The sequence below is a fragment of the Nostoc linckia z4 genome (assembly GCF_002608075.1).
Taxonomy (GTDB): Bacteria; Cyanobacteriota; Cyanobacteriia; order Cyanobacteriales; family Nostocaceae; genus Nostoc; species Nostoc linckia.
In genome coordinates, this window is record NZ_LAHA01000005.1 from 188,881 (window position 1) to 208,809 (window position 19,929).

The window sequence follows — 19,929 nt, forward strand, 5'->3', positions numbered from 1 at the left end:
TGCTATCTACGGTAATCAAAGGAAGCGATCGCAACTCAAAAAATTATACGGTAACTTGATAGATTTACCGTATAATAAATGTAAAGTTATACGAATCAGAAAACTCCAAAAAATAGATTGTTCCAATCTAGGTCGTTGACTCTTGAGTGTTCACAGTCAACGATCGAGCATTTGAAGTAACCATAAAGACGTTGCAATGCAACGTCTTTAAATTAGATAAACTGTTCGATAATTCCGCCACCTAAGACTTTTTCTCCGTCGTACCACACCGCAGCTTGGCCTGGTGTGATGCTGAATTGCGGTTCATCAAATACCAAGCGCACGCGGGAGTTTTCCAGAGGAATCACCGTTACGGGTGTAGGTGTGGAACGATAGCGAATTTGCACTTCGGCATGAATTGGAGTTGATGGTTCGGCAATAGAAACCCAATTTACTCGTCCTACAGTACATTCTGGCTGAGTTACTTTAGTGCGATCGCCAACGACAACTCGATTATTCACCGCATCTAATTCAACCACATACAACGGTTCCGGAGCGGCAATTCCTAAACCCTTGCGTTGTCCAATAGTGTAGTGATGAACGCCATCATGTTTTCCCAAAATTTTGCCCGTGGTATCCACAATATCGCCTGGTTTGGGAGCTAAATATTTATCTAGAAATGCCCGCATGGAACCATTACTTTCCACCAAGCATAAGTCTTGACTTTCTGGTTTATCAGCAGTTTGTAAACCATATTCAGCAGCGATACGACGGGTATCAGTTTTTTCCAATTCACCCAAAGGAAATATACTTGCTTCTAGTAAATCTTGAGATAAATCATAAAGGAAATAAGACTGGTCTTTGTTGCGGTCAACAGCCCTTAGTAACTGGTAACGTCCAGTAACTTCATCATAATTAATTCGGGCATAATGACCAGTGGCAATGCCATCGCATCCCAATTTTTCGCGGGCATATTGTACCATTGGCCCAAACTTCACAGTTTTATTGCACTGAGAACAAGGCAAAGGCGTAATTCCAGCGCTGTAACCAGTCACCAAATAATCGACAATATTCGTTTGGAAGACATCCCGAATATCCACAATTTCGTGGGTAATGCCCAGTTGTTCGCAAATACCAGCCGCGTCGATCATACCTTCAGAGCAACATTGGCCTTTGCCTTTCATCAGCCAAAGGGTCAAACCAATTACTTCATAGCCCTGATGGTACAGGATAGCAGCGGCGGTGGAACTGTCAACACCACCCGAAAGACCGACGACGACTTTTTTCATACAAACCCAACACGGTAGTTGCGTGGTTGTCCAATTGTAGCATAGACTCTTCAAAGCCTTGCTGACAAAGGGCTTTAGTTAACTGTTGACTGTTGACTGTTGACGGTTAAAAGTCAAGGTGAAATTCCATATCCTTTGAGGGTGGATAAGCTTAGCAGCAACCAAATAGGTAGTTGTCACTCACCTACTTATCTAAGATTAGTAACAGATGTATTGTTTAGAACCTAAATGAGGTAATTTAACACTAACGCTATCTAATTGCTACAACAGCAAACTAATTATTTCCTGACGTAAATTGCCATTTAGATTACTTTCTAATTAATTATGTCTAGTGCAATACCAAGTCAATTTATGCGATTTCAAATCTTCTCTTTGTTAATGGGAGGATGTTTTGTAGTGCTTGCCAACTCTATTCCAGCACAAGCACAAATCTCCAATAGCAAACTGCTACTAACTCAAGAATTTGAACCTTTACCGCCAGTTCCCTTCGCTCAAGAATCGCCGCAGTTACCACCAGCCGAACCAGCACAAACCGATCAAAGCGAACAATCCTCTCAGCCCTTAGAACCAGCACAAGTTTTTCAGCCCTCACAACCAACAGAAATTTATCAACCTGAACAGAATTTTCAGCCTTCTCAACCAACACAGTTTAGTCAATATAACCAAAACTTTGAACGCTATTTAGTTTTCGTAGATGCTAGCGATTTCCAGACCCTAGAACAAATACGTCGCCTAGAACCTAGTGCTTACGTTCGAGAATATCAAGGACGTAACGTCATTCAATCAGGAGTTTTTAGCAGAGTATCCAACGCCCAACAACGGGTGAATGAGTTACAGTCACGAGGCATTTATGGCGCAAGAATTATTAGCTTTGCTAACGGACAGGAAACAGGCTATTTTGACGCAGGTAATAGAAATAGCGATCGCCGTTCTGCAAATATCCCAAAACAAGTCTCTAGATATTTTGTAGCCATTCCCACCACTTCACAAGAATTACCTGCGATCGCTGCTCAAATTAGACAGACTTTAGCTCAATTCAGCCAAAATTTAGGACGATCTGGTGGTGTACTGGAAAGAACGCAACCACGAGGCCCCCACGTCGCAGTAGGGCCTTTTGCTGACCGAGTACAAGCAGAAGAATGGAATAAGTATCTCCGAAACATCGGATACAGAAATGCTAGGGTTTATTACGGTAAGTGAACAAGTTGAGAGTGGGAATTACTGATGTCAGATAGGCAAGAACAAATTTCACAAGTAGTAGTAACTGCTGAGCAAATGCGCGATATTGAAGCGCGGATTTTTGCAGCAGGAATGCCTGTAGTAGCTTTGATGGAAAAGGTAGCAGGCTTAATTGCCCGTCGCATTCAAAATATTTACCCAAATCAAAAGGACGCGGGGACATTGGGACGCGGGGACACGGAGAGTTCTTTCCCCGCGTCCCAATGTCCCCCACTCTTTGCGTCTTCTTCTTTGTTCTTCTCAAATCCCTGTATCGGCATTCTCGTCGGCCCCGGTCACAATGGGGGAGATGCTTTGGTAGTAGCCCGCGAATTATATTTTCGTGGCTATGAAATTTGGATTTATTCGCCTTTTTCTCAGCTCAAGGAATTAACTTCACAGCACTTGCAGTATGCTCGAAGTTTGGGTATTCCAATTTATCAAGAAATTGAACAATTGCCGAATTCTGATTTGTTGATTGATGGATTATTTGGATTTGGTTTAGAAAGAAACCTCACCGATCCCATCGCCTCTGCAATTAATCAGTTAAATCAATTGTCTGTGCCAATTTTGAGTATTGATTTACCTTCGGGATTGCACACTGACACAGGTGAAGTATTGGGAACTGCAATTCGCGCCACTCACACGTTTTGCTTGGGTTTGTGGAAGTTGGCTTTTTTGCAAGACCAAGCGCTGGAATATGTCGGTAAAGCTGAGTTAATTGATTTTGATATTCCTTTAGCTGATGTTGAAGCTGTTCTCTCAGAAGCACCCAGAATTAAACGCATTACACCAATAACGGCACTTTCGACTTTACCTTTACCCCGTCCAGCAATTACCCACAAATATAAGGAAGGACATTTACTGTTGATTTGTGGTTCGCGACGCTATGCAGGTGGAGCAATTTTAACTGCTTTGGGTGCTAGGGGTAGTGGTGTGGGAATGCTTTCGGTTGCGGTACCAGAATCTTTGAAATCTCTTTTGGTATCACATTTGCCAGAAGCGCTGATTGTCGGTTGTCCAGAAACGGAAACTGGAGCCATTGCCCAATTGCAACTACCTACTAAAACTAATCTTAATTCTTTTAGTGCGATCGCCTGCGGCCCTGGTTTAACAACAGACGCCAGTCCCATTGTCCAACAAGTCATAGAAAGCGATGTTCCTTTGGTTCTCGATGCCGATGCTTTAAATATACTTGCCGAAATTGCAACCATCCCCACTCTACAAAAACGCCAAGCACCAACTATCCTCACACCCCACACAGGCGAATTCCAGCGATTGTTCCCCAATATCACTGATGCCAAGCATCACAGAATCAAAGCAGTACAACAAGCAGCAGCCCAAACTGGAGCGGTAGTATTGCTAAAAGGTGCAAGAACAGCCATAGCCAACCCCCAAAATCAAGTTTCGATTATTCCAGAAAGTACACCCGCCTTAGCCCGTGGCGGTAGTGGCGATGTGTTAACTGGGCTACTTGGTGGATTGTTAGCCCAAGCGGCCACTAAACACATCCCAGTGGAAGATATTGCTGCCACTGCTGCTTGGTGGCACTCCCAAGCTGGGATTTTAGCAGCTCAAGAACGTACTGAGTTGGGTGTGGATGCGTTTACATTGGCACAATTTTTAATCAAAACTCTCAAGTCTAAACTCCAGTTGATTACTTATCATTAGGAATGACGTGGGGACGCTCTTACGCGGAGAATTTTTTTGATAAGTGATTAGGCGGACATAAGTAGGCCGATGTAAATAATTATTGTTGGGATAAGGCAGTTCTTGCTGGGAGCAGGGAGCAGGGGGAGAAAGAGTTTGAGCCTTATTTACTTTTCTTTACATAGTTTGGTTTTATTTCACCGACTTACTTAATATCATTTCATACGCAACCCCAATATTGTCATTGCCATCGCAACGAAGTGCAACGAAGCAATCCCAGCGTCAAGGGTGGATTATTTCTCTACGATATGCTTGTCTGCCACACGCTGCGCGAAAGGAGTACGCTATCGCTAGTAATGACGAAATTACTTGATTTTTGCGTAAGTGCTGTTTGGTTATAACTTTAGTTATATTCCTATTGATTATTAATAGTCTTCAACCAAAATTTTACCATCATAAAGTATGAGCTATAGACGAGGAAACGTCTCAATTTAATTCAGTCGTCAGTAGGAGGAGATTGATTCTATTATTTTTTAGACTAGCAGATAAAGATTATAGACAACTTGGGAACAGCATATGCCCCTTCACAAACTTGAACATTTCGATCCAAATTATCGAGAAACCTTTGGTGGAGATGACGTAAAATCACTGGATGTTTATACTGAAGGTGGACAAAAAATTGGCTTAGTTGTTGATGTTTTAGTTGATGATGATGGTCGTTTTCGGTATTTAATCATTGATACTACACTAGATTCTTTTCATAAAAAGATTTTACTACCAGTTGGTCTTTCACGTATCAATTATCCAGCAAGAACAGTCCATGTTGATGGATTGAGCAGGGAGCAAATAGAAAGGTTACCTGAATATCAGGAAATTGGAAATATTGATGTCGATTATGAAGAAAAAGTACGTAGTGTATTTCGTCCTTCAACCAGTAATCTAACTTATAATAATGCATACAGTTACCAAAAAGAACCAGCTTTATATGAGTTGAATGAGCAATATCATCAAACTTTTAGACTCTATGAAGAAAGATTGATTGCTAATAAGCATCGGGTGAAAACTGGGGAAGTAGCTGTAGGTAAGCACATTGAAACTGAAACCGCACGTGTTACAGTACCTATTCAAAAAGAACGAGTTTTAATTGAACGAGTTGTACCCACTGAAGTAGGAACTTTTGATAGCAACGAACTTAAGTTTCAAGAAGGAGAAGTAGCACGCATAGAAGTCTACGAAGAAACACCAGAAATACGTAAAGAAGCTTTTGTGCGGGAAGAAGTCAGAGTTAAGAAAGTAATAGAACGCGACACTGTGGAAGCACAAGATACAATTCGTCGAGAAGAGTTAAATATTGATACTGCTGGTGAATTACACATACAGGAAACTGATACTATTAAACATGAAAATATTTAATAGTGAGCAGTTACAAGACATTTCAATGAGATATATAAGAGTGGGTTGGAAAGCCCACTCTCAAGATTTATCAAAACAGCAATATTGGCGTCAGTCGCCAGAATGGCGAATTTACCTGAGTGTGAGTGGTGGATGAATAAGTGGTGAAGAAATATCACACTAAATCCTTCGCTTAGCGTCTTGTAGAGAAGATTTAGTAGTCTTAAATTAGACCAATTTTGATTTTAGATATTTCCACAGGCTTAGTGCAAGTTTGGGATTTTTTATTAAAAGCTTTTGCTACAAAGCTATTCTAAAAATTTCAAATAATACTTTTTATGCAAATTTGCTATTAGTAGTTAATTGGAATTCCTTACTAATTGATTTTGACTTCTAAATTCTTCTGCAATTTAGTGTTGAATTTTGTTGTATTTTATAAATTAAAACAGGCAAAATGAAATAATTTTTGCCTGTATTTCGGTATGAAAAGTTTTTAACTTATTTTTCATAAAAATCTACAACCTTTGATAATCCTTGATTAAAAAATTTATTTCGGTAGAAGGAGGTAAACAAGTGAATATATGTCTACCTTAGTTAATAAGGAAATGTAAATAAAAATTTTGAGGCTAAATAGAATGGTTCTTTACAAATTAGAAGATTTTGAGCCTAACTACCGAGATAGTTTTGACGGTCATGATATTAAAGGACTTGGTGTTTATACACAAGGAACCGATGAAAAAATTGGTACTATCAACGATGTTTTAGTTGATGAAGATGGGCATATCCGTTATTTAGTTGTTGACTTAGGTTTCTGGATTTTCGGTAAAAAAGTCTTATTACCAATTGGTCGCGCTCGTATTGACTATAATAGCGATCGCGTTTACACCATTGGCTTAACTAGAGAGCAAGCAGAAGATTTACCAGAGTTCAACGAACGCCTAGCCCTCGACTATGACTACGAAGAACGGGTGCGTGGAGTATATCGTCGCCCTGGAGAATACACCACTCCCGTACAAGCATCAGCACCCGTAGAAGCATCAGCACCATTAGATAGCACCTATTCTACTCCTAGTTACAATCGTGATAGTTACAAATACGAAAACGATTCTTCTTTATTCAATTTGAATGAACAAGATCATCAAACTCTGAGATTGTATGAAGAACGACTAATTGCCGGCAAACAACGCCGCAAAACTGGAGAAGTAGCAATTGGTAAACACGTTGAAACCGACACTGCACGAGTCGCAGTACCAGTAGAAAAAGAGCGAGTTGTAATTGAGCGTGTAACTCCAGCAGATGCAGGTAGGCCTGTTTCTGCGCGTGAAGCAGACTTCCGTGAAGGTGAAGTTGCTCGTGTTGAACTCCATGAAGAAACTCCTGAAATTCGCAAAGAAACTGTTGTGCGCGAAGAAGTAAGAGTGAAGAAAGTCGTAGACCGAGACACAGTTGAAGCTCAAGAAACTGTGCGCCGTGAAGAACTAGACATAAATGCTCCCAATCTTCCCATTGAAGAACGCTAACAGTAAATAGGGATTGGGGACTAGGGACTGGGGAATAGAAGCTATTTTTAATACCCAATACTTAGCACCAAACACTCAGTCCCCAATACCAATACCCAATCCCTTTTTGTAATAGCTAACCGATGACAAATAACATTGGACAGGCAAGCTCGAATATTCACACTAACACCTTACTAGTAAGTTTGAAAAATAAGGTAAAAAATTTTCTTGTCTTTGATAGTCAAGGTCAACTAGTGGGAAAGGTTCAGGATTTGATTGTGGATAGTAATCATCGGTTAAATTTAGTGATATCTAACCGAGTGAATCAACAAGTTCTATTATCTAATCAGGATTTAGCTGATAAAGATACTTCTTTCTTCTGGGTGCATAGCCAGAGAGTCAAAAAAATCGATAATCCCACTAAATCTGTTTTCATAGACTTCGATAAATCACAAATAGAGTATATGCCTGAATATTTAGCAGCAGAAACACCAGGCGAAGGCACACCGGAACTTTCACAAAATTCTACTCAAGAACTAGCTTATAATCAAACTATAAATAATTCTGTGAATACATCAGAATTAGAAGATGTTACTGAAGAAAAAATTATTCGTTTATTAGAAGAACGACTAGTTGTTGAAAGCAATAAACATAAAATAGGCGAAGTTATTGTTCGCAAAGAAATCGAAACTCGGATGATACAAGTTCCTGTGCGGCGTGAAAAATTAATCGTCGAACAAGTCAGCCCAGAACACAAGCAACTTGCAGAAATTGATTTAAGTGATGGTGGAATTTCTGCACTGGAGTTGAATCAAGGAGAAACACTCGAACTGACAAACTTTAAAGGTGGTTTAACAGTCAGTGGTCAATTTAGTTCACCGAAAATTGCTAGTCTATTATTGAATGCGATCGCCCTAGAAAAAAATCACGGATGCCATCAGGTACAAGTAGTAATTTCTGTTGCAGATGAATCACATCAAAAAAAATATCAAGAGTGGTTTGACCGCTGTTCCAAAGGTCAAAAACCAAAACCTGAATCATGAAGTCGGGGACTCTTACCTTCGGTCTAATTATGAATTATGAATTAATTTGAAGATTACTAAAGTTAATTTTGTGTAGTTCACGAAATTGAAATGTTTTCTAAATAAGTTTCTAGCAGATAAATCATTAGGGCGAGCATTGCACGCCCTATTTTTTTACTCATAATTTAATGTGAGTTTCCAACGGACGCGCACCAGTGGAAATAAACAAGTAAAGTCGCTTCTCTATGAGACGCTGCGCGAACACTCCAATTAAAAATAATTAGTGGAAGTTTGAACTTACCACCAATTGAAGACCGCCAAATCTGCATTACAGCAGTTTTCATCTATTTGAACCATATGTGTCGTAGGGGTGCAAAGCCTTGCGCCCCTAGCACGTGGTCTATTTACCTGAAAATTGCATTAAGTATGATATGCTTCCATTCTGAATTCTCAATTCTGACAGCAATGGCGATCCAGAAATTTCAATTCATCACAACTTGGTTGTAAGGCTAATAATAATACTTAGTTATAATTTTTTTGGCTACCCCAGATGAAATTTCGAGTCAAGCGATTTTCACGCAAACAAAAACAGCGTTTGCTCCCACGTATTGACATTCACGTTCGAGATGGAAAGTTTGAAATTATGGGGATGGGTATATGGTATTACTATTGGCGCGATCCCTACCATCTGCTACTGACCATTCCCTGGCCTGGCTTTTTAATACTGATTTGTTTATCTTACATAACTATTAATGCTCTGTTCGCCATAGCTTACCTGCTAGGAGGAGATTGTATCGCCAATGCTAGGCCAGGATCTTTTTTGGATGTTTTTTTCTTTAGCGTCCAAACCCTAGCATCCATCGGCTACGGTGCGATGTATCCTAAAACAACTTACGCCAATATCATTGTTACCATTGAAGCGATGATCGGTTTGGTGGGAATTGCGGTAATGACTGGACTAGCCTTTGCTCGGTTTTCTCGACCAACCGCCCGCGTAATGTTTAGTCGTGTAGCGGTGATTACACCTCATGATAACAAGCCGACTTTGATGTTTCGCACTGCTAATCAGCGCCGCAATATGATTTTAGAAGCGCAGTTGCGAGTATATTTGATGCGCGATGAAATCACAGCAGAAGGTCAGTTTATGCGTAGAATCTACGATTTAAAACTGCTGCGGAACCAAACACCAAGCTTTTCCTTAAGCTGGTCAGTGGTGCATGTAATTGATGAGTTTAGTCCTTTATATGGGATGACCGCAGAATCACTAATACAAACAAATTCGATGCTGATGATTTCTTTGAGTGGTATTGATGAAACAGTTACACAGGTCGTCTATGCCCGTCATAGCTATAGCGCCCACGAGATTTTGTGGAATAATCGCTTTGTCGATATCTTCCACGAAACACCTGATGGACATCGCTACATCGACTACAATCGCTTCCACGATGTTTTACCTTTAGATGAGATGGAGTGAGAAATCAGGAGTCAGGAGTCAGGAGTCAGGAGTCAGAATTCAGGAGTCAGGAGTCAGAATTCAGGAGTCGGAATTCAGGAGTCGGAATTCAGGAGTCAGAATTCAGGAGTCAGGAGTCGGAATTCACAAGACTAATTATTGAAATCTTTTTACGTCCCCATGTCCCCGCGTCCCCGCATCCCCGCGTCCCCGCGTCCCCACGTCCCCGTGTCCCCGCGTCCCCGTGTCCCCATGTCCCCGCGTCCCCGCGTCCCCATGTCTCCGCGTCCCCATATCCCCGCGTCACTCCTTTGGTGCTTGTGAGGGCTTAACTACAACCCGACCATTTTCAACCACAGTACAATTTTTACCAGTATTCTTGGTGTCCTGAACTGGTATATCCTGGCACTGCTTTTGGTGAGAGACGTTCTCCTCCTGTTGTTGATTGAGGATGACAACACAAGAGGAACAAGAAGCGAAAGACATATAAAAGTATCTCGATTTCTATAATTTATTATCGCTCTATTAAATGCTGTTTGGTTGAAAAATTTACTACTTATAGCGATTTTAACTGGGTAAAATACAGATGATTGTAGGAAAGTACAGCTAGCTGGGCTTCTTTACAATAATTGTTTGGCAGGGTTAGACAATGGGTTTTTCTGATGAAAAAATTTTGGCGATACCTGGGTTTGAGTTTTGTATCTACGTTTTTGACTGCTACTCCTGGATTGGCAGCCGATCGCATTAGCTTTTATTATCCTCCCTTTGGCGAATTCTCTTTGTCTGTGGACTCGCTAGAAGTTTTTGCCAAAGAAGGTAAAATCGATGAAGACTTTTCCTTCTATGCCAGCCGGGCTACTCCCGAACAACTCGCCCAATTACGGAATCTACTCCAGCAACGCTTCAATGTTAGTCCCACTGTAGTATCTCAGGTTACCTATTCCCCAATCGGTGAAGAGGTGATACAACGTCTAGGAGAATTACTCCTCACTGAGTCTCGGCAAAATGGTTTTTATGCTATACGTGCAGCTTTGATTGTAGCTGCTGCCGATCGCGATGGCTTAACAGTTGTAAATTTGCTGCGGAGATTCCCTAGTAAAACTATTAGGCTGAATTATTCAGAGGGGTTAAGGATTGTCGATAACCTGTCACAACTGATAGAAAAAAAGGATGAGGTTGTAGCTTTTCTCCAACAACAAGCAACGGTAGCCGCAGCCAATTCCAAAATTGATTTTTCACAACAACCAGATTTGCGATCGCCAGGAAAATTCTCTTGGCAGAAAAAAAGCTTTGAGTTAAATGATTTTTCTCGCAATCGTCGTCTCCCAGTGGATATCTATTTACCTCAAGGCAATTCGCAAGCCGAAGTCAAACCGCCATATCCGTTAATTGTAATTTCTCATGGTCTGGCTTCCGATCGCACTACCTTTGCTTACTTAGCTCAACATTTAACATCCTATGGTTTTGCGGTGGCGGTATTGGAACATCCTGGTAGTAATGCCGAACGCATTCAGCTATATTTTGCAGGTTTGGCAGGGCCGCCAGAACCAGCAGAATTTATCAATCGACCATTGGATATCAAGTTTTTACTCAATGAACTTGAGCGTTTAGAAAAATCCGATCCCACCCTCCAAGGAAAACTCAATTTTCAGCAAATTGGGGCTATTGGTCAGTCTTTTGGTGGTTATACTGTTTTGACTTTGGCAGGAGCAGCAATTAACTTTAACCAACTTTACCAAGACTGTAACCGCAATAATTCCTTCTTTAATGTATCGCTGTTGTTGCAGTGTCAAGCTGCTGAGTTATCCCCAAGGGATTACCAACTCAAAGACGATCGCATCAAGGTTGTCATGGCCATTAATCCCATTGATAGTACAGTTTTGGGTGAAGGCGGCATCAGTCAAATTAAAATTCCAGTAATGTTGGTAGCTGGTAGTCAAGATATTTTTGCTCCACCTGTATCTGAGCAGATTCTTCCTTTTACCTGGCTGACTGACTCCAATAAGTACCTGGCTTTGATTGAAAACGGTACTCACTTTTCCGCGATCGCTGAACCGACTCCTGAAAATAGCGTATTACCCGTACCGCCTGCCTTACTAGGCCCTAACCCTACTCCTGTTTATTCCTATCTCAACGCCTTAAGCGTAGCTTTCTTGTCAACCCATCTCCTCAATCGCCCAGAATACCGCTCTTATTTGCAGCCATCTTACGCCACATTTATTAGTAAAGAGCCTTTGAATCTCAGTCTTTTGCAATCATTAACACCAGAGCAATTTAATCAAATCTGGAGTGGAGCAATTCCCCAATCATTCCGACCATCAAATCCTCAACTAACGACTCCTCAGGGACAAGAAAGAAACATACCAGGGAACAAGCAATAGGCAACAGGCAACAGGGAACTTCCAATGCCAAAAATAACCAATTACTGTCTAGGGAGGGGGCAGGGGGTAGGGAAGAAAAAGAAAATATTATGTGAATAAATTGAGTAATTTATTCTCTGGAAGTTCCCAGATATAAACAAAGATTATTGCTAAGGTGATTAATTTATTGATAAAAATTAAGTGTTTTTTAATTGCGTCTCCCATGCGACAAATAAAGGCGGACAAGATGTCCAACCCACAAGTAGTGGTCATTAATTTCTTGCAACTGCCTTAGGACTGATACTATTTTTTTGTGAAGCACTGCGGTAGCCTCTGTCTTGCCGCTATGCGTCTACGTTAAAAAAATTACTTTGACAAAGAATTTTGACCTTAATCCAAGCGTATTGTTCTATGGCACATCTTTTTAGAGAATTGGTAGTAATCATAAACAATATAAGTCTCAAGGATTAATTAGCTAATCTCAAAGCTAAATATAAATTAATCATGATATTTGCTAAAAAATTAGAAAATAAATATAATTTTTTAATTTACATTTTAGATAAACATTTAGCCATCTTATCTGATGCAAAAAATCCTGAAAACAAGCCTTTATTTGGAGGCAATCAGTAAATGTACTGACAGTAATAGGCCAATTATTAATAAAATATAATTATTACAATCATAAGAAAAATGAGATAAAAATCTTAAACAATACCTGAGAAATAAGGTAATACAATTCTGTAATCAATAGGCATCTTGCGCTGGAAATTCTTACACATCAAATCCAATTGCTAGATATGTCTTTTTTACATCTAAGCTGTGGCTTCGATATCACAATTTCCCAAAACAGAAATCAATTGTCATGGCTTTGAGATATTTGTACTTACGTATTCATAAAAACTTATTTAATTAAATCTTTGATATATATATACTTGTGTTAACAAGTATTAAAAAATTCTTATTAAAGATTGTTGCAATCGCTTGATTTAATTGCTAACGTGTGTATGAAAACGATGCTGATGAATGCTCAAATCGAGGAGAAGTAAAATCTATGAGCTATATTGATTCAGCCAAGTAGGTTAGTAATTAACGAGTCAAAAACGAAAAATTTCTACTTCGCATAGGAAATTACGAAGGATTGCAGATTAACCAAGAAATACCTTGTTGCTAAAGCGATTGGGGACTGGGGACTGGTGAGATGGTAATGAGTACTCACCAATTATCAATGCCTCATACCCAATCCTTGATTAGATTTTGGAGGATGAAATCAATGGAGATTCAAGGTAAAGTAGCCCTAATTACGGGGGCTTCGCGTGGTATTGGCAGGGCGATCGCTCTGGAACTAGCGAAACAAGGCATCAAGCGGCTGATATTGGTAGCACGCGATCGCCATAAGTTAGTTGAGGTAGCGAACAAAATTCAGGCGATGGGTGTGGAAGTTGCGATCGTTGCTTTGGATTTGACTCAGGTAGTTGAGGTGAATGTCACTATTGCTCAAGTTTGGCGCAACTATGGCCCGATTCATCTGCTGGTTAATTGTGCAGGAGTCGCATACCAAAGCTCGTTTTTGCAATCTAAACTCCCCCAAGTTCAAGAAGAACTTTCTGTAAACTTACTGGGAATGTATAACCTCACCAGTTTGATGGCTCGACGCATGGCCAGCCAAAGGCAAGGAACAATCGTCAATGTATCGAGTCTAATGGGGAAAGTTGCAGCACCGACAATGGCCACTTACTCGGCCACCAAATTTGCCATCTTGGGATTTACCCAAGCCTTACGTCGGGAACTTGCCCAATACAATATCCGAGTGATTGCATTACTACCTTCTCTCACAGACACAGACATGGTACGCGACTTAAAATTATTTCGCTGGGTGATTCCCATGACTCCCCAGCAAGTGGCTCAAGCACTTGTCATTGGAATGCAAAATAATTCAGCAGAAATTTTAGTCGGATGGCAAAGTCATCTAGCAGTGTGGTGTCAACGCCTCGCCCCTTGGTTATTAGAACTGATTTTACAAATAGCAGCTCCACCAGCATCAAGAAGGCAAAAACTTAGTCCAAAACCGAGTTTTTTCGCAAAAATCCAGCGTTTTGCTGATGTATTTTTGTTGAGGAAAAATCAATGTCAAGCCAAATCGCTGTAACTATCGGAGGCAATAGGCAATAGGGAATAGGCTTAAAAGCCATTAAAAAGTAAAAAGTTAAAGGTCAATCCCCAAAAATAAATTTAGGGGATTTGGAAAAAACGCCATCACAAGTCAAAACAACTAGGTAAAAAGTAAAAATCAACATGAAAGTAATATTTTTTACTTTTAGACTTTAACTTTTTACTTGTGCTTGAGGATTTGAAATCGTTTTTATTTGTTCTTTGTTTTGCCTTTTGACTTTTTACTTTTGTCTTGCACTAAGGGCCAACCTTAGTAACTTGCATACATCCACGACCATTGTTGTAAACTTGCAAAATTGCATATTGATCTGAGCGAACTAACAAACCTACATATTGGGCCGCACTGACACCACTATCGCAAATGGTTGTTGGCTCACCAGACCTCAACGCTCGATCTGACCAGGTACATTGACCAGGTGACAAACCTTGGGGAACGGCTCCTGCTCCTGGTTGGAAATTGATTCGCACACTGTTACTACCATCATTTTGTATAGCCAGCGTACCACCACCACGACAGGTCATTGGATAGCTCTGTTGTGCAACAGCAGTATCTACAGCGAACATTGGCGTCAAAATAGCAACTAGAGCGGCCAGCTTAGAAAACTTGGAAAATACTGTCATTGTTGTGACTCCCAGAAATTAAAAAATTAGTCGTAGTGTGTTTCCAATAGCTATTAGGTTTGAGGAAAAACTTTTATGCAATAAAAAGCCAGAAATAAGTTCATAAATTGCCGTGCGATCGCATAATTAGACATACCTTGTTTCGGAGCAACCAGAAATGCTGACACTACCGACTAATCTCTCTTCTTTGCCCGAAATCATTGATGGCTTACCGAACATTTCTGGTTGGGAAACAGAGGTTCTCTCTGTAGTTAACCATGATATACCTGTATTTTTACCAACAACGAATATTAAGTTAGATGACGTAAATGCTGCATTTGCGATCGCTCTACACATGCACCAGCCTACGATCCCTGCTGGATATGGTGGTACGTTCATCAGCAATTTGCAATACATGTTTGAACATCCCAACGAAGGCGATAACCATAATGCAGGGCCTTTTGCTTATTGTTACAGCCGTATGGGAGATTTCATTCCCGAACTTGTCAATCAAGGTTGTAATCCCCGTGTGATGTTGGATTACTCAGGTAATCTTTTGTGGGGACTGCGGCAAATGGGACGCAGTGATATTCTGGATAACTTGAAACGTATTACTTGCGATTCTACCTATCAACCTTATGTAGAATGGCTGGGTACAATGTGGAGCCATGCTGTTGTTCCTTCCACTCCCATAGCAGACATCAAATTGCATATAATTGCATGGCAACATCACTTTGCTGCAATTTTTGGTTGGGAAGCATTAGCACGAGTCAAAGGATTTTCACCTCCAGAAATGCATTTACCCAATCATCCTGATGTCCTGTTTGAATTTGTGAAAGCCCTCAAAGAATGTGGATATCGTTGGTTACTCGTTCAAGAACATTCTGTAGAAACAATTAATGGTGAATCTTTGAGGCACAAACATTTACCACATCGTTTAATTGCTCGTAATTCTCAAGGCGAAACCATTAGCATTACAGCATTAATTAAAACCCAAGGTTCGGATACTAAATTAGTTGCCCAAATGCAGCCTTATTATGAAGCAAAAACCTTATCTAAACAACAATTAGGCAGCGTATTTGTGCCACCAATAGTTAGTCAAATTGGAGATGGTGAAAATGGCGGCGTGATGATGAATGAATTTCCCAGTGCCTTCAAACAAGCTTGGTGGGATATGGTAAATCATGGTGGAGGCAAATCAGGTGTTGTGGGGATGTGTGGCACAGAATATTTAGAATTAATAGAAGCTGCTGGATGCCAACCTAAAGACTATCCAGCTTGCCAGCCAGTTGGACAACATCAAATTTGGCAGCGAGTTTCACCAGAAAATTCCCAACCTGAAGCTGTGGAGAATGCCATTCAAGAATTAAAAGCAAATAATTCTAATTTTCACATGGATGGAGCCTCATGGACAAATCATATTAGCTGGGTTAAAGGATATGAAAATGTCTTATCTCCCATGTATGAATTAAGTAGCTTATGTCATCAAAAATTTGATAAATTACAGCAAACCGAAGCTTTAGAACCTATTACTAGAAAATATGAATACCGTAACGCTCTCCTACACAACCTTTTACTAGAAACTAGTTGTTTTCGGTATTGGGGACAAGGTGCTTGGACTGATTATGCAGGACAAATTTATCAACGAGGTAAAAGCTTGTTGTCAAAGACATCTTAAATTAGAAATGACTGCACAAGATAAAACTCAACGCATTCAAATAAATTTAGATTTATCGCCAGAATTGTATGAGACAATAAGCAATCTGGCGCAAAACATGAATGGAGATTCTGCTGAGGTACTGTTAAAAGCAATCGCACTTCTGGAAGTTGCAGTAGAAGCCAAGCAAAAAGGCAAACATATCTGGATTGTAGATGAAAACCAAAACCTGGAAACTGAAGTTATTGGTATCTAAATAGCATGACAGATATAAAAGATTTATCAAAAATCATTGCCACCAAAGGTAACAAGCCGTTGATTTTATCAATAGGCAAATTACAGTCACAAGAAGATGCAGAACTTGAACGTAGACTTCGTCAACTCAAGTTTAAACAAGAACTGAGAAAAGATTGGATTGTATTTATTGTTAGGGATGTAGTATTTTTTTCTGTTGCTATCGTTTTTATTATTGCTGTCAGCGGTTATTCGCTATTCACCCAGATTCATAGGTAATTTATCTGTTGATATCGCATTTAAGTTGGCAATATTAAACTTTGTAATGAACCACAGAGGCGCAGCGAAAAGTCGGAGCGCCTCTGCGGTTCTTAAAACTCATCCATCTCAGTAAACTTGCGTAATTAATTTTACAGACGACGAAGCTAACTTGTTACAAGTAAACTCATTGTCATATCCAACTATTTAGATTATCTCATCAAAATAGTTGAAATTCTCCTCTGCAAGTTTTATGGATTGAAGTTTATGACTATCGGAGTTTTCATATTTGCTGTGGCTTTAGTTGCCATTGTTGCTCTTATTCTCATTAATAGCTACAACGATTTAGTGAAGTATCGCAACCGCTACAAAAATGCTTACTCTCAAATCGATGTTCAATTACAGCGTCGCTATGATTTAATTCCTAATTTGGTGGAAACTGCCAAGGGATATATGAAACATGAGCGAGAAACTTTAGAAGCTGTAATTGCAGCTCGAAACTCTGCGATAAATGCTAATAGTCGTGCTGGACAAAATCCCGGCGATCCCCAAGCGATGCAGCAGTTGGGTAATGCAGAAGCAGCGCTGGCGGGTGCGTTAAGTCGCTTTATGGTACTTTCAGAATCTTATCCGGAATTGAAAGCCGATCGCACCATAAGTCAGGTGATGGAAGAACTTTCTTCTACTGAAAACCGCATTGCTTTTGCTCGTCAAGCTTTTAATGATGCTGTGACACTTTACAACACCAAAAGTGAATCTTTCCCCAGCAACCTTGTGGCAAATACGTTTAATTTTACCCTGGCAGAGTTGCTACAAGAAGCAAATCCAGAAGTGAGAAATGCTCCCCGCGTGTCTTTTTAGGTGTCTATGAATTTCTTTGAACATCAGGATCGGGCACGCCAAAATACACAAAAATTAATCGGGTTGTTTTCTCTATCCATCGCAGTGATGATTGTGGCAATTTATATTGCTACTTTATTTCTGTTTCGCATGGCTCCTCATATTTGGTGGCATTCAGGATTATTTCTGTGTGTGGCTGGGATTACAATCATTGCCATCGCTTTAGGAAGTCTTTATAAAATTGCTTATCTGCGTGAAGGCGGAAGCGTAATTGCCCAAGAGTTGGGGGGAAGGCTTTTACTACCAGAAACCGCCGACGAACAAGGAAAACAACTATTAAATATTGTCGAGGAAATGGCGATCGCTTCTGGTATTCCTGTGCCAGAAGTTTATCTCCTCGATAGAGAAACCAGCATTAATGCTTTTGCTGCGGGGTTTACCCCCACTGATGCCGTTATTGGAGTTACCCGTGGGAGTTTGCAACACTTGAACCGCGATGAACTCCAAGGAGTCATCGGCCATGAATTCAGTCACATTCTTAATGGAGATATGCGCCTGAATTTGCGTTTGGTGGGACTGCTACACGGAATTTTGTTTATCTATTTAACTGGGGAATTGTTGTTGCGGCTTCGTGCTGGTTCCCGCGAAGATAAGGGTTTGCCTTTGTGGGCCTTTGGTTTAGCACTCATGGCCATTGGTGGTATCGGCTTACTTTGCGGACGCTTGATTAAAGCCGCCGTTTCTCGCCAACGGGAATTTCTCGCCGATGCTTCCGCCGTACAGTTCACTCGCAACCCCAATGGACTGACTGGAGTGTTGGAAAAACTCCAAAAAATGGATTCCCGTTTGATTGCGCCTGGTAGAGAAGCCGCCAGTCACATGTTTTTTGGCAATGCCCTCAACCCTTATCTTTGGGACAGTATGTTTTGTACCCACCCACCTCTGGCAGAACGCATCCGCCGCCTTGGAGGTGTAAACGTCAGCAATTTACCACCAATGCCATCTCGCCATCGCACGGGTTCCCAGGAATCTTTAGCAATGGGGTTTGCTGGTGGTAACGCCATGTCGCAACAAGTAGTCAATCAAGTGGGAACCGTTGCACCAGAGCATTTTGCCCACGCTCAAGCACTGTTGTCGCAGTTGCCAGAATCTTTGCGTTTGAGGGTGCGGGAGCAGGAAAGTGCAATGGGCATCGTTTTTGCGCTAGCTTTGAATACGGAAAATCTCGAAGTCCAAAAACGCCAAATTGACTGGTTACGCCAAGTGCAGCCCACAGAGTTGGTAGAAAAAACTCTGGAATTGAGTAGCGAAATTAGCCAGTTAGATCCCAGCATTCGCTTACCACTTGTAGATTTGACAGTACCCGCATTGCGCCAAAATTCCGCCAAGGAATGCCAAAGGCTTTGCAAATGCGTCCACGGTTTAGTGAAAGCTAGCGGCAATTTATCGTTGTGGGATTTTGTGTTGCAGTTAATACTATGGCATCGTCTCCAACCTTGTATCAATCCTACGTCGGCCATAACAGTAGAATTCACCACCATTGAACAAATTTGGTCAGATAGCATCTTAATATTATCGGCACTCGCACGCGTCGGACATAGCAAACCCGATGCCATAGCTTATGCGTTTCGTTCTGGAGTTTTTCGACTTCCCAAAGCCGGAGAACAAGAAAAACCAGATACACCTGTTTGTTGCAATTTTTCGGATCTCAAGAAAAGTATCGAACGTGTCCAACTTGCTAGTCCTAAACTCAAGCAAGCTATTATTGATGCCTGTGCCCACACGGTACTCGTAGATAATAAAGTTACTCCAAAAGAAGCAGATTTATTAAGAGCGATCGCCATGACCTTAGACTGTCCCATCCCGCCTTTTTTAAATCCTCAACGTGGCGTTTTCAAACAAAAACAATCTTCCCCAAAGGTGAGTTAAAGCACAATTAATTGATTTAATTATTACCAGGAAAGAGTATCAGATTGTACAACAAAATTCTGATTCCTAGACATGATAGCCCAAGTATAGTTCAGGAGATAAACTGCTCCAAAAACCCTTACATTCAACGAAAACTCACGATTAGGCGATTTTTGCCAAGTCGTGACTTTTCAAAACACAGACTTTCGGTGTTGCCTGTTCGCTGCTACCAGTATTAATTTACTTAAAAAATTTGGACAAAATACCCGCTTGTTTAGCATTTTAGAAATTTGGTTGCTATAGTAGATCACAGCGCTTTTCAAGTAATTGAACTACACCACTCCCCATAACCCCTCTCAATCGTGGTCAAATACCTGAAAAATGCTGTAAATAACTATTCT

General features: G+C 40.7%; 17 protein-coding genes. 13 read left to right on the forward strand and 4 right to left on the reverse strand.

The genetic code is table 11. The features are described 5' to 3' along the window. Positions 1-212 precede the first annotated feature (212 nt). Positions 213-1,268: a tRNA 2-thiouridine(34) synthase MnmA gene (gene mnmA / locus VF06_RS07435; RefSeq protein ID WP_099071115.1), complete on the reverse strand. Its 1,056-nt coding sequence runs from the start codon at positions 1,266-1,268 to the stop codon at positions 213-215. Positions 1,269-1,664: 396 nt separating this feature from the next. Between mnmA and VF06_RS07440 the strand changes: the two genes are divergently transcribed. From VF06_RS07440 to VF06_RS07465, 6 genes are all read left to right on the forward strand, one after another. Further along, positions 1,665-2,468, forward strand: a complete 804-nt coding sequence (locus VF06_RS07440) for a hypothetical protein (RefSeq protein ID WP_257208115.1) — start codon at positions 1,665-1,667, stop codon at positions 2,466-2,468. Between the two features lie 24 nt (positions 2,469-2,492). Further along, on the forward strand, positions 2,493-4,157 hold the full coding sequence (locus tag VF06_RS07445) for an NAD(P)H-hydrate dehydratase (protein ID WP_099071117.1): 1,665 nt from the start codon (positions 2,493-2,495) through the stop codon (positions 4,155-4,157). Between the two features lie 555 nt (positions 4,158-4,712). Continuing rightward, complete coding sequence (locus VF06_RS07450) at positions 4,713-5,549, forward strand: DUF2382 domain-containing protein (RefSeq protein WP_099071118.1); 837 nt, start codon at positions 4,713-4,715, stop codon at positions 5,547-5,549. Positions 5,550-6,163: 614 nt separating this feature from the next. Continuing rightward, the gene (locus tag VF06_RS07455; protein ID WP_099071119.1) at positions 6,164-7,048 is read left to right on the forward strand and encodes a DUF2382 domain-containing protein; all 885 of its coding nucleotides are present in this window, start codon (positions 6,164-6,166) and stop codon (positions 7,046-7,048) included. A 122-nt stretch (positions 7,049-7,170) separates the two neighbouring features. Continuing rightward, on the forward strand, positions 7,171-8,070 hold the full coding sequence (locus tag VF06_RS07460) for a YsnF/AvaK domain-containing protein (RefSeq protein WP_099071120.1): 900 nt from the start codon (positions 7,171-7,173) through the stop codon (positions 8,068-8,070). A gap of 529 nt (positions 8,071-8,599) precedes the next feature. After that, on the forward strand, positions 8,600-9,523 hold the full coding sequence (locus VF06_RS07465; protein ID WP_099071121.1) for an ion channel: 924 nt from the start codon (positions 8,600-8,602) through the stop codon (positions 9,521-9,523). A gap of 135 nt (positions 9,524-9,658) precedes the next feature. On the opposite strand, the gene VF06_RS40440 is transcribed toward VF06_RS07465, so the two are convergent. Next, positions 9,659-9,796 (reverse strand): hypothetical protein, encoded by a 138-nt coding sequence (locus tag VF06_RS40440; RefSeq protein WP_180267535.1) that lies wholly within the window; start codon positions 9,794-9,796, stop codon positions 9,659-9,661. A gap of 9 nt (positions 9,797-9,805) precedes the next feature. Then, positions 9,806-9,988, reverse strand: coding sequence for a hypothetical protein (locus VF06_RS07470; protein WP_100793704.1), 183 nt, complete (start codon positions 9,986-9,988; stop codon positions 9,806-9,808). Positions 9,989-10,164: 176 nt separating this feature from the next. Here VF06_RS07470 and VF06_RS07475 point away from each other — a divergent pair, with 176 nt between their 5' ends. Both VF06_RS07475 and VF06_RS07480 read left to right on the forward strand, forming a co-directional pair. Continuing rightward, on the forward strand, positions 10,165-11,883 hold the full coding sequence (locus VF06_RS07475) for an alpha/beta hydrolase (RefSeq protein ID WP_099071122.1): 1,719 nt from the start codon (positions 10,165-10,167) through the stop codon (positions 11,881-11,883). A gap of 1,249 nt (positions 11,884-13,132) precedes the next feature. Continuing rightward, positions 13,133-14,008 carry an SDR family NAD(P)-dependent oxidoreductase gene (locus VF06_RS07480; protein WP_099071123.1) on the forward strand — a complete coding sequence of 292 codons (876 nt, stop codon included), beginning with the start codon at positions 13,133-13,135 and terminating at the stop codon, positions 14,006-14,008. Between the two features lie 260 nt (positions 14,009-14,268). On the opposite strand, the gene VF06_RS07485 is transcribed toward VF06_RS07480, so the two are convergent. Next, a complete protein-coding gene (locus VF06_RS07485) occupies positions 14,269-14,652 on the reverse strand; it encodes a hypothetical protein (protein WP_099071124.1) in 384 nt (127 codons plus the stop codon). Between the two features lie 157 nt (positions 14,653-14,809). Here VF06_RS07485 and VF06_RS07490 point away from each other — a divergent pair, with 157 nt between their 5' ends. The 5 genes from VF06_RS07490 to VF06_RS07510 all read left to right on the forward strand — a co-directional run bounded on the left by VF06_RS07490 (position 14,810) and on the right by VF06_RS07510 (position 19,549). Next, positions 14,810-16,309, forward strand: coding sequence for a polysaccharide deacetylase family protein (locus VF06_RS07490; protein WP_099071125.1), 1,500 nt, complete (start codon positions 14,810-14,812; stop codon positions 16,307-16,309). Positions 16,310-16,316: 7 nt separating this feature from the next. Beyond that, a complete protein-coding gene (locus VF06_RS07495; protein ID WP_099071126.1) occupies positions 16,317-16,544 on the forward strand; it encodes a DNA-binding protein in 228 nt (75 codons plus the stop codon). Between the two features lie 5 nt (positions 16,545-16,549). Beyond that, positions 16,550-16,801: a hypothetical protein gene (locus tag VF06_RS07500; protein ID WP_099071127.1), complete on the forward strand. Its 252-nt coding sequence runs from the start codon at positions 16,550-16,552 to the stop codon at positions 16,799-16,801. 246 nt (positions 16,802-17,047) lie between these two features. Then, entirely contained in the window at positions 17,048-17,641 is a 594-nt protein-coding gene (locus tag VF06_RS07505) for a LemA family protein (RefSeq protein ID WP_099071128.1), read from the forward strand. Positions 17,642-17,647: 6 nt separating this feature from the next. Then, positions 17,648-19,549 carry a M48 family metallopeptidase gene (locus VF06_RS07510; protein ID WP_099071129.1) on the forward strand — a complete coding sequence of 634 codons (1,902 nt, stop codon included), beginning with the start codon at positions 17,648-17,650 and terminating at the stop codon, positions 19,547-19,549. Positions 19,550-19,929 lie beyond the last annotated feature (380 nt).

Bases quoted from the DNA above. Each gene is read 5' to 3' on its own strand.
- VF06_RS07475 (WP_099071122.1), top strand. From the start codon at position 10,165: ATGAAAAAATTTTGGCGATACCTGGGTTTGAGTTTTGTATCTACGTTT.
- mnmA (WP_099071115.1), bottom strand. From the start codon at position 1,268: ATGAAAAAAGTCGTCGTCGGTCTTTCGGGTGGTGTTGACAGTTCCACC.
- VF06_RS07485 (WP_099071124.1), bottom strand. From the start codon at position 14,652: ATGACAGTATTTTCCAAGTTTTCTAAGCTGGCCGCTCTAGTTGCTATT.
- VF06_RS07455 (WP_099071119.1), top strand. From the start codon at position 6,164: ATGGTTCTTTACAAATTAGAAGATTTTGAGCCTAACTACCGAGATAGT.
- VF06_RS07490 (WP_099071125.1), top strand. From the start codon at position 14,810: ATGCTGACACTACCGACTAATCTCTCTTCTTTGCCCGAAATCATTGAT.
- VF06_RS07470 (WP_100793704.1), bottom strand. From the start codon at position 9,988: ATGTCTTTCGCTTCTTGTTCCTCTTGTGTTGTCATCCTCAATCAACAA.
- VF06_RS07460 (WP_099071120.1), top strand. From the start codon at position 7,171: ATGACAAATAACATTGGACAGGCAAGCTCGAATATTCACACTAACACC.
- VF06_RS07465 (WP_099071121.1), top strand. From the start codon at position 8,600: ATGAAATTTCGAGTCAAGCGATTTTCACGCAAACAAAAACAGCGTTTG.
- VF06_RS07495 (WP_099071126.1), top strand. From the start codon at position 16,317: ATGACTGCACAAGATAAAACTCAACGCATTCAAATAAATTTAGATTTA.
- VF06_RS07450 (WP_099071118.1), top strand. From the start codon at position 4,713: ATGCCCCTTCACAAACTTGAACATTTCGATCCAAATTATCGAGAAACC.
- VF06_RS07445 (WP_099071117.1), top strand. From the start codon at position 2,493: ATGTCAGATAGGCAAGAACAAATTTCACAAGTAGTAGTAACTGCTGAG.
- VF06_RS07505 (WP_099071128.1), top strand. From the start codon at position 17,048: ATGACTATCGGAGTTTTCATATTTGCTGTGGCTTTAGTTGCCATTGTT.
- VF06_RS40440 (WP_180267535.1), bottom strand. From the start codon at position 9,796: ATGGGGACGCGGAGACATGGGGACGCGGGGACGCGGGGACATGGGGAC.
- VF06_RS07510 (WP_099071129.1), top strand. From the start codon at position 17,648: ATGAATTTCTTTGAACATCAGGATCGGGCACGCCAAAATACACAAAAA.
- VF06_RS07500 (WP_099071127.1), top strand. From the start codon at position 16,550: ATGACAGATATAAAAGATTTATCAAAAATCATTGCCACCAAAGGTAAC.
- VF06_RS07480 (WP_099071123.1), top strand. From the start codon at position 13,133: ATGGAGATTCAAGGTAAAGTAGCCCTAATTACGGGGGCTTCGCGTGGT.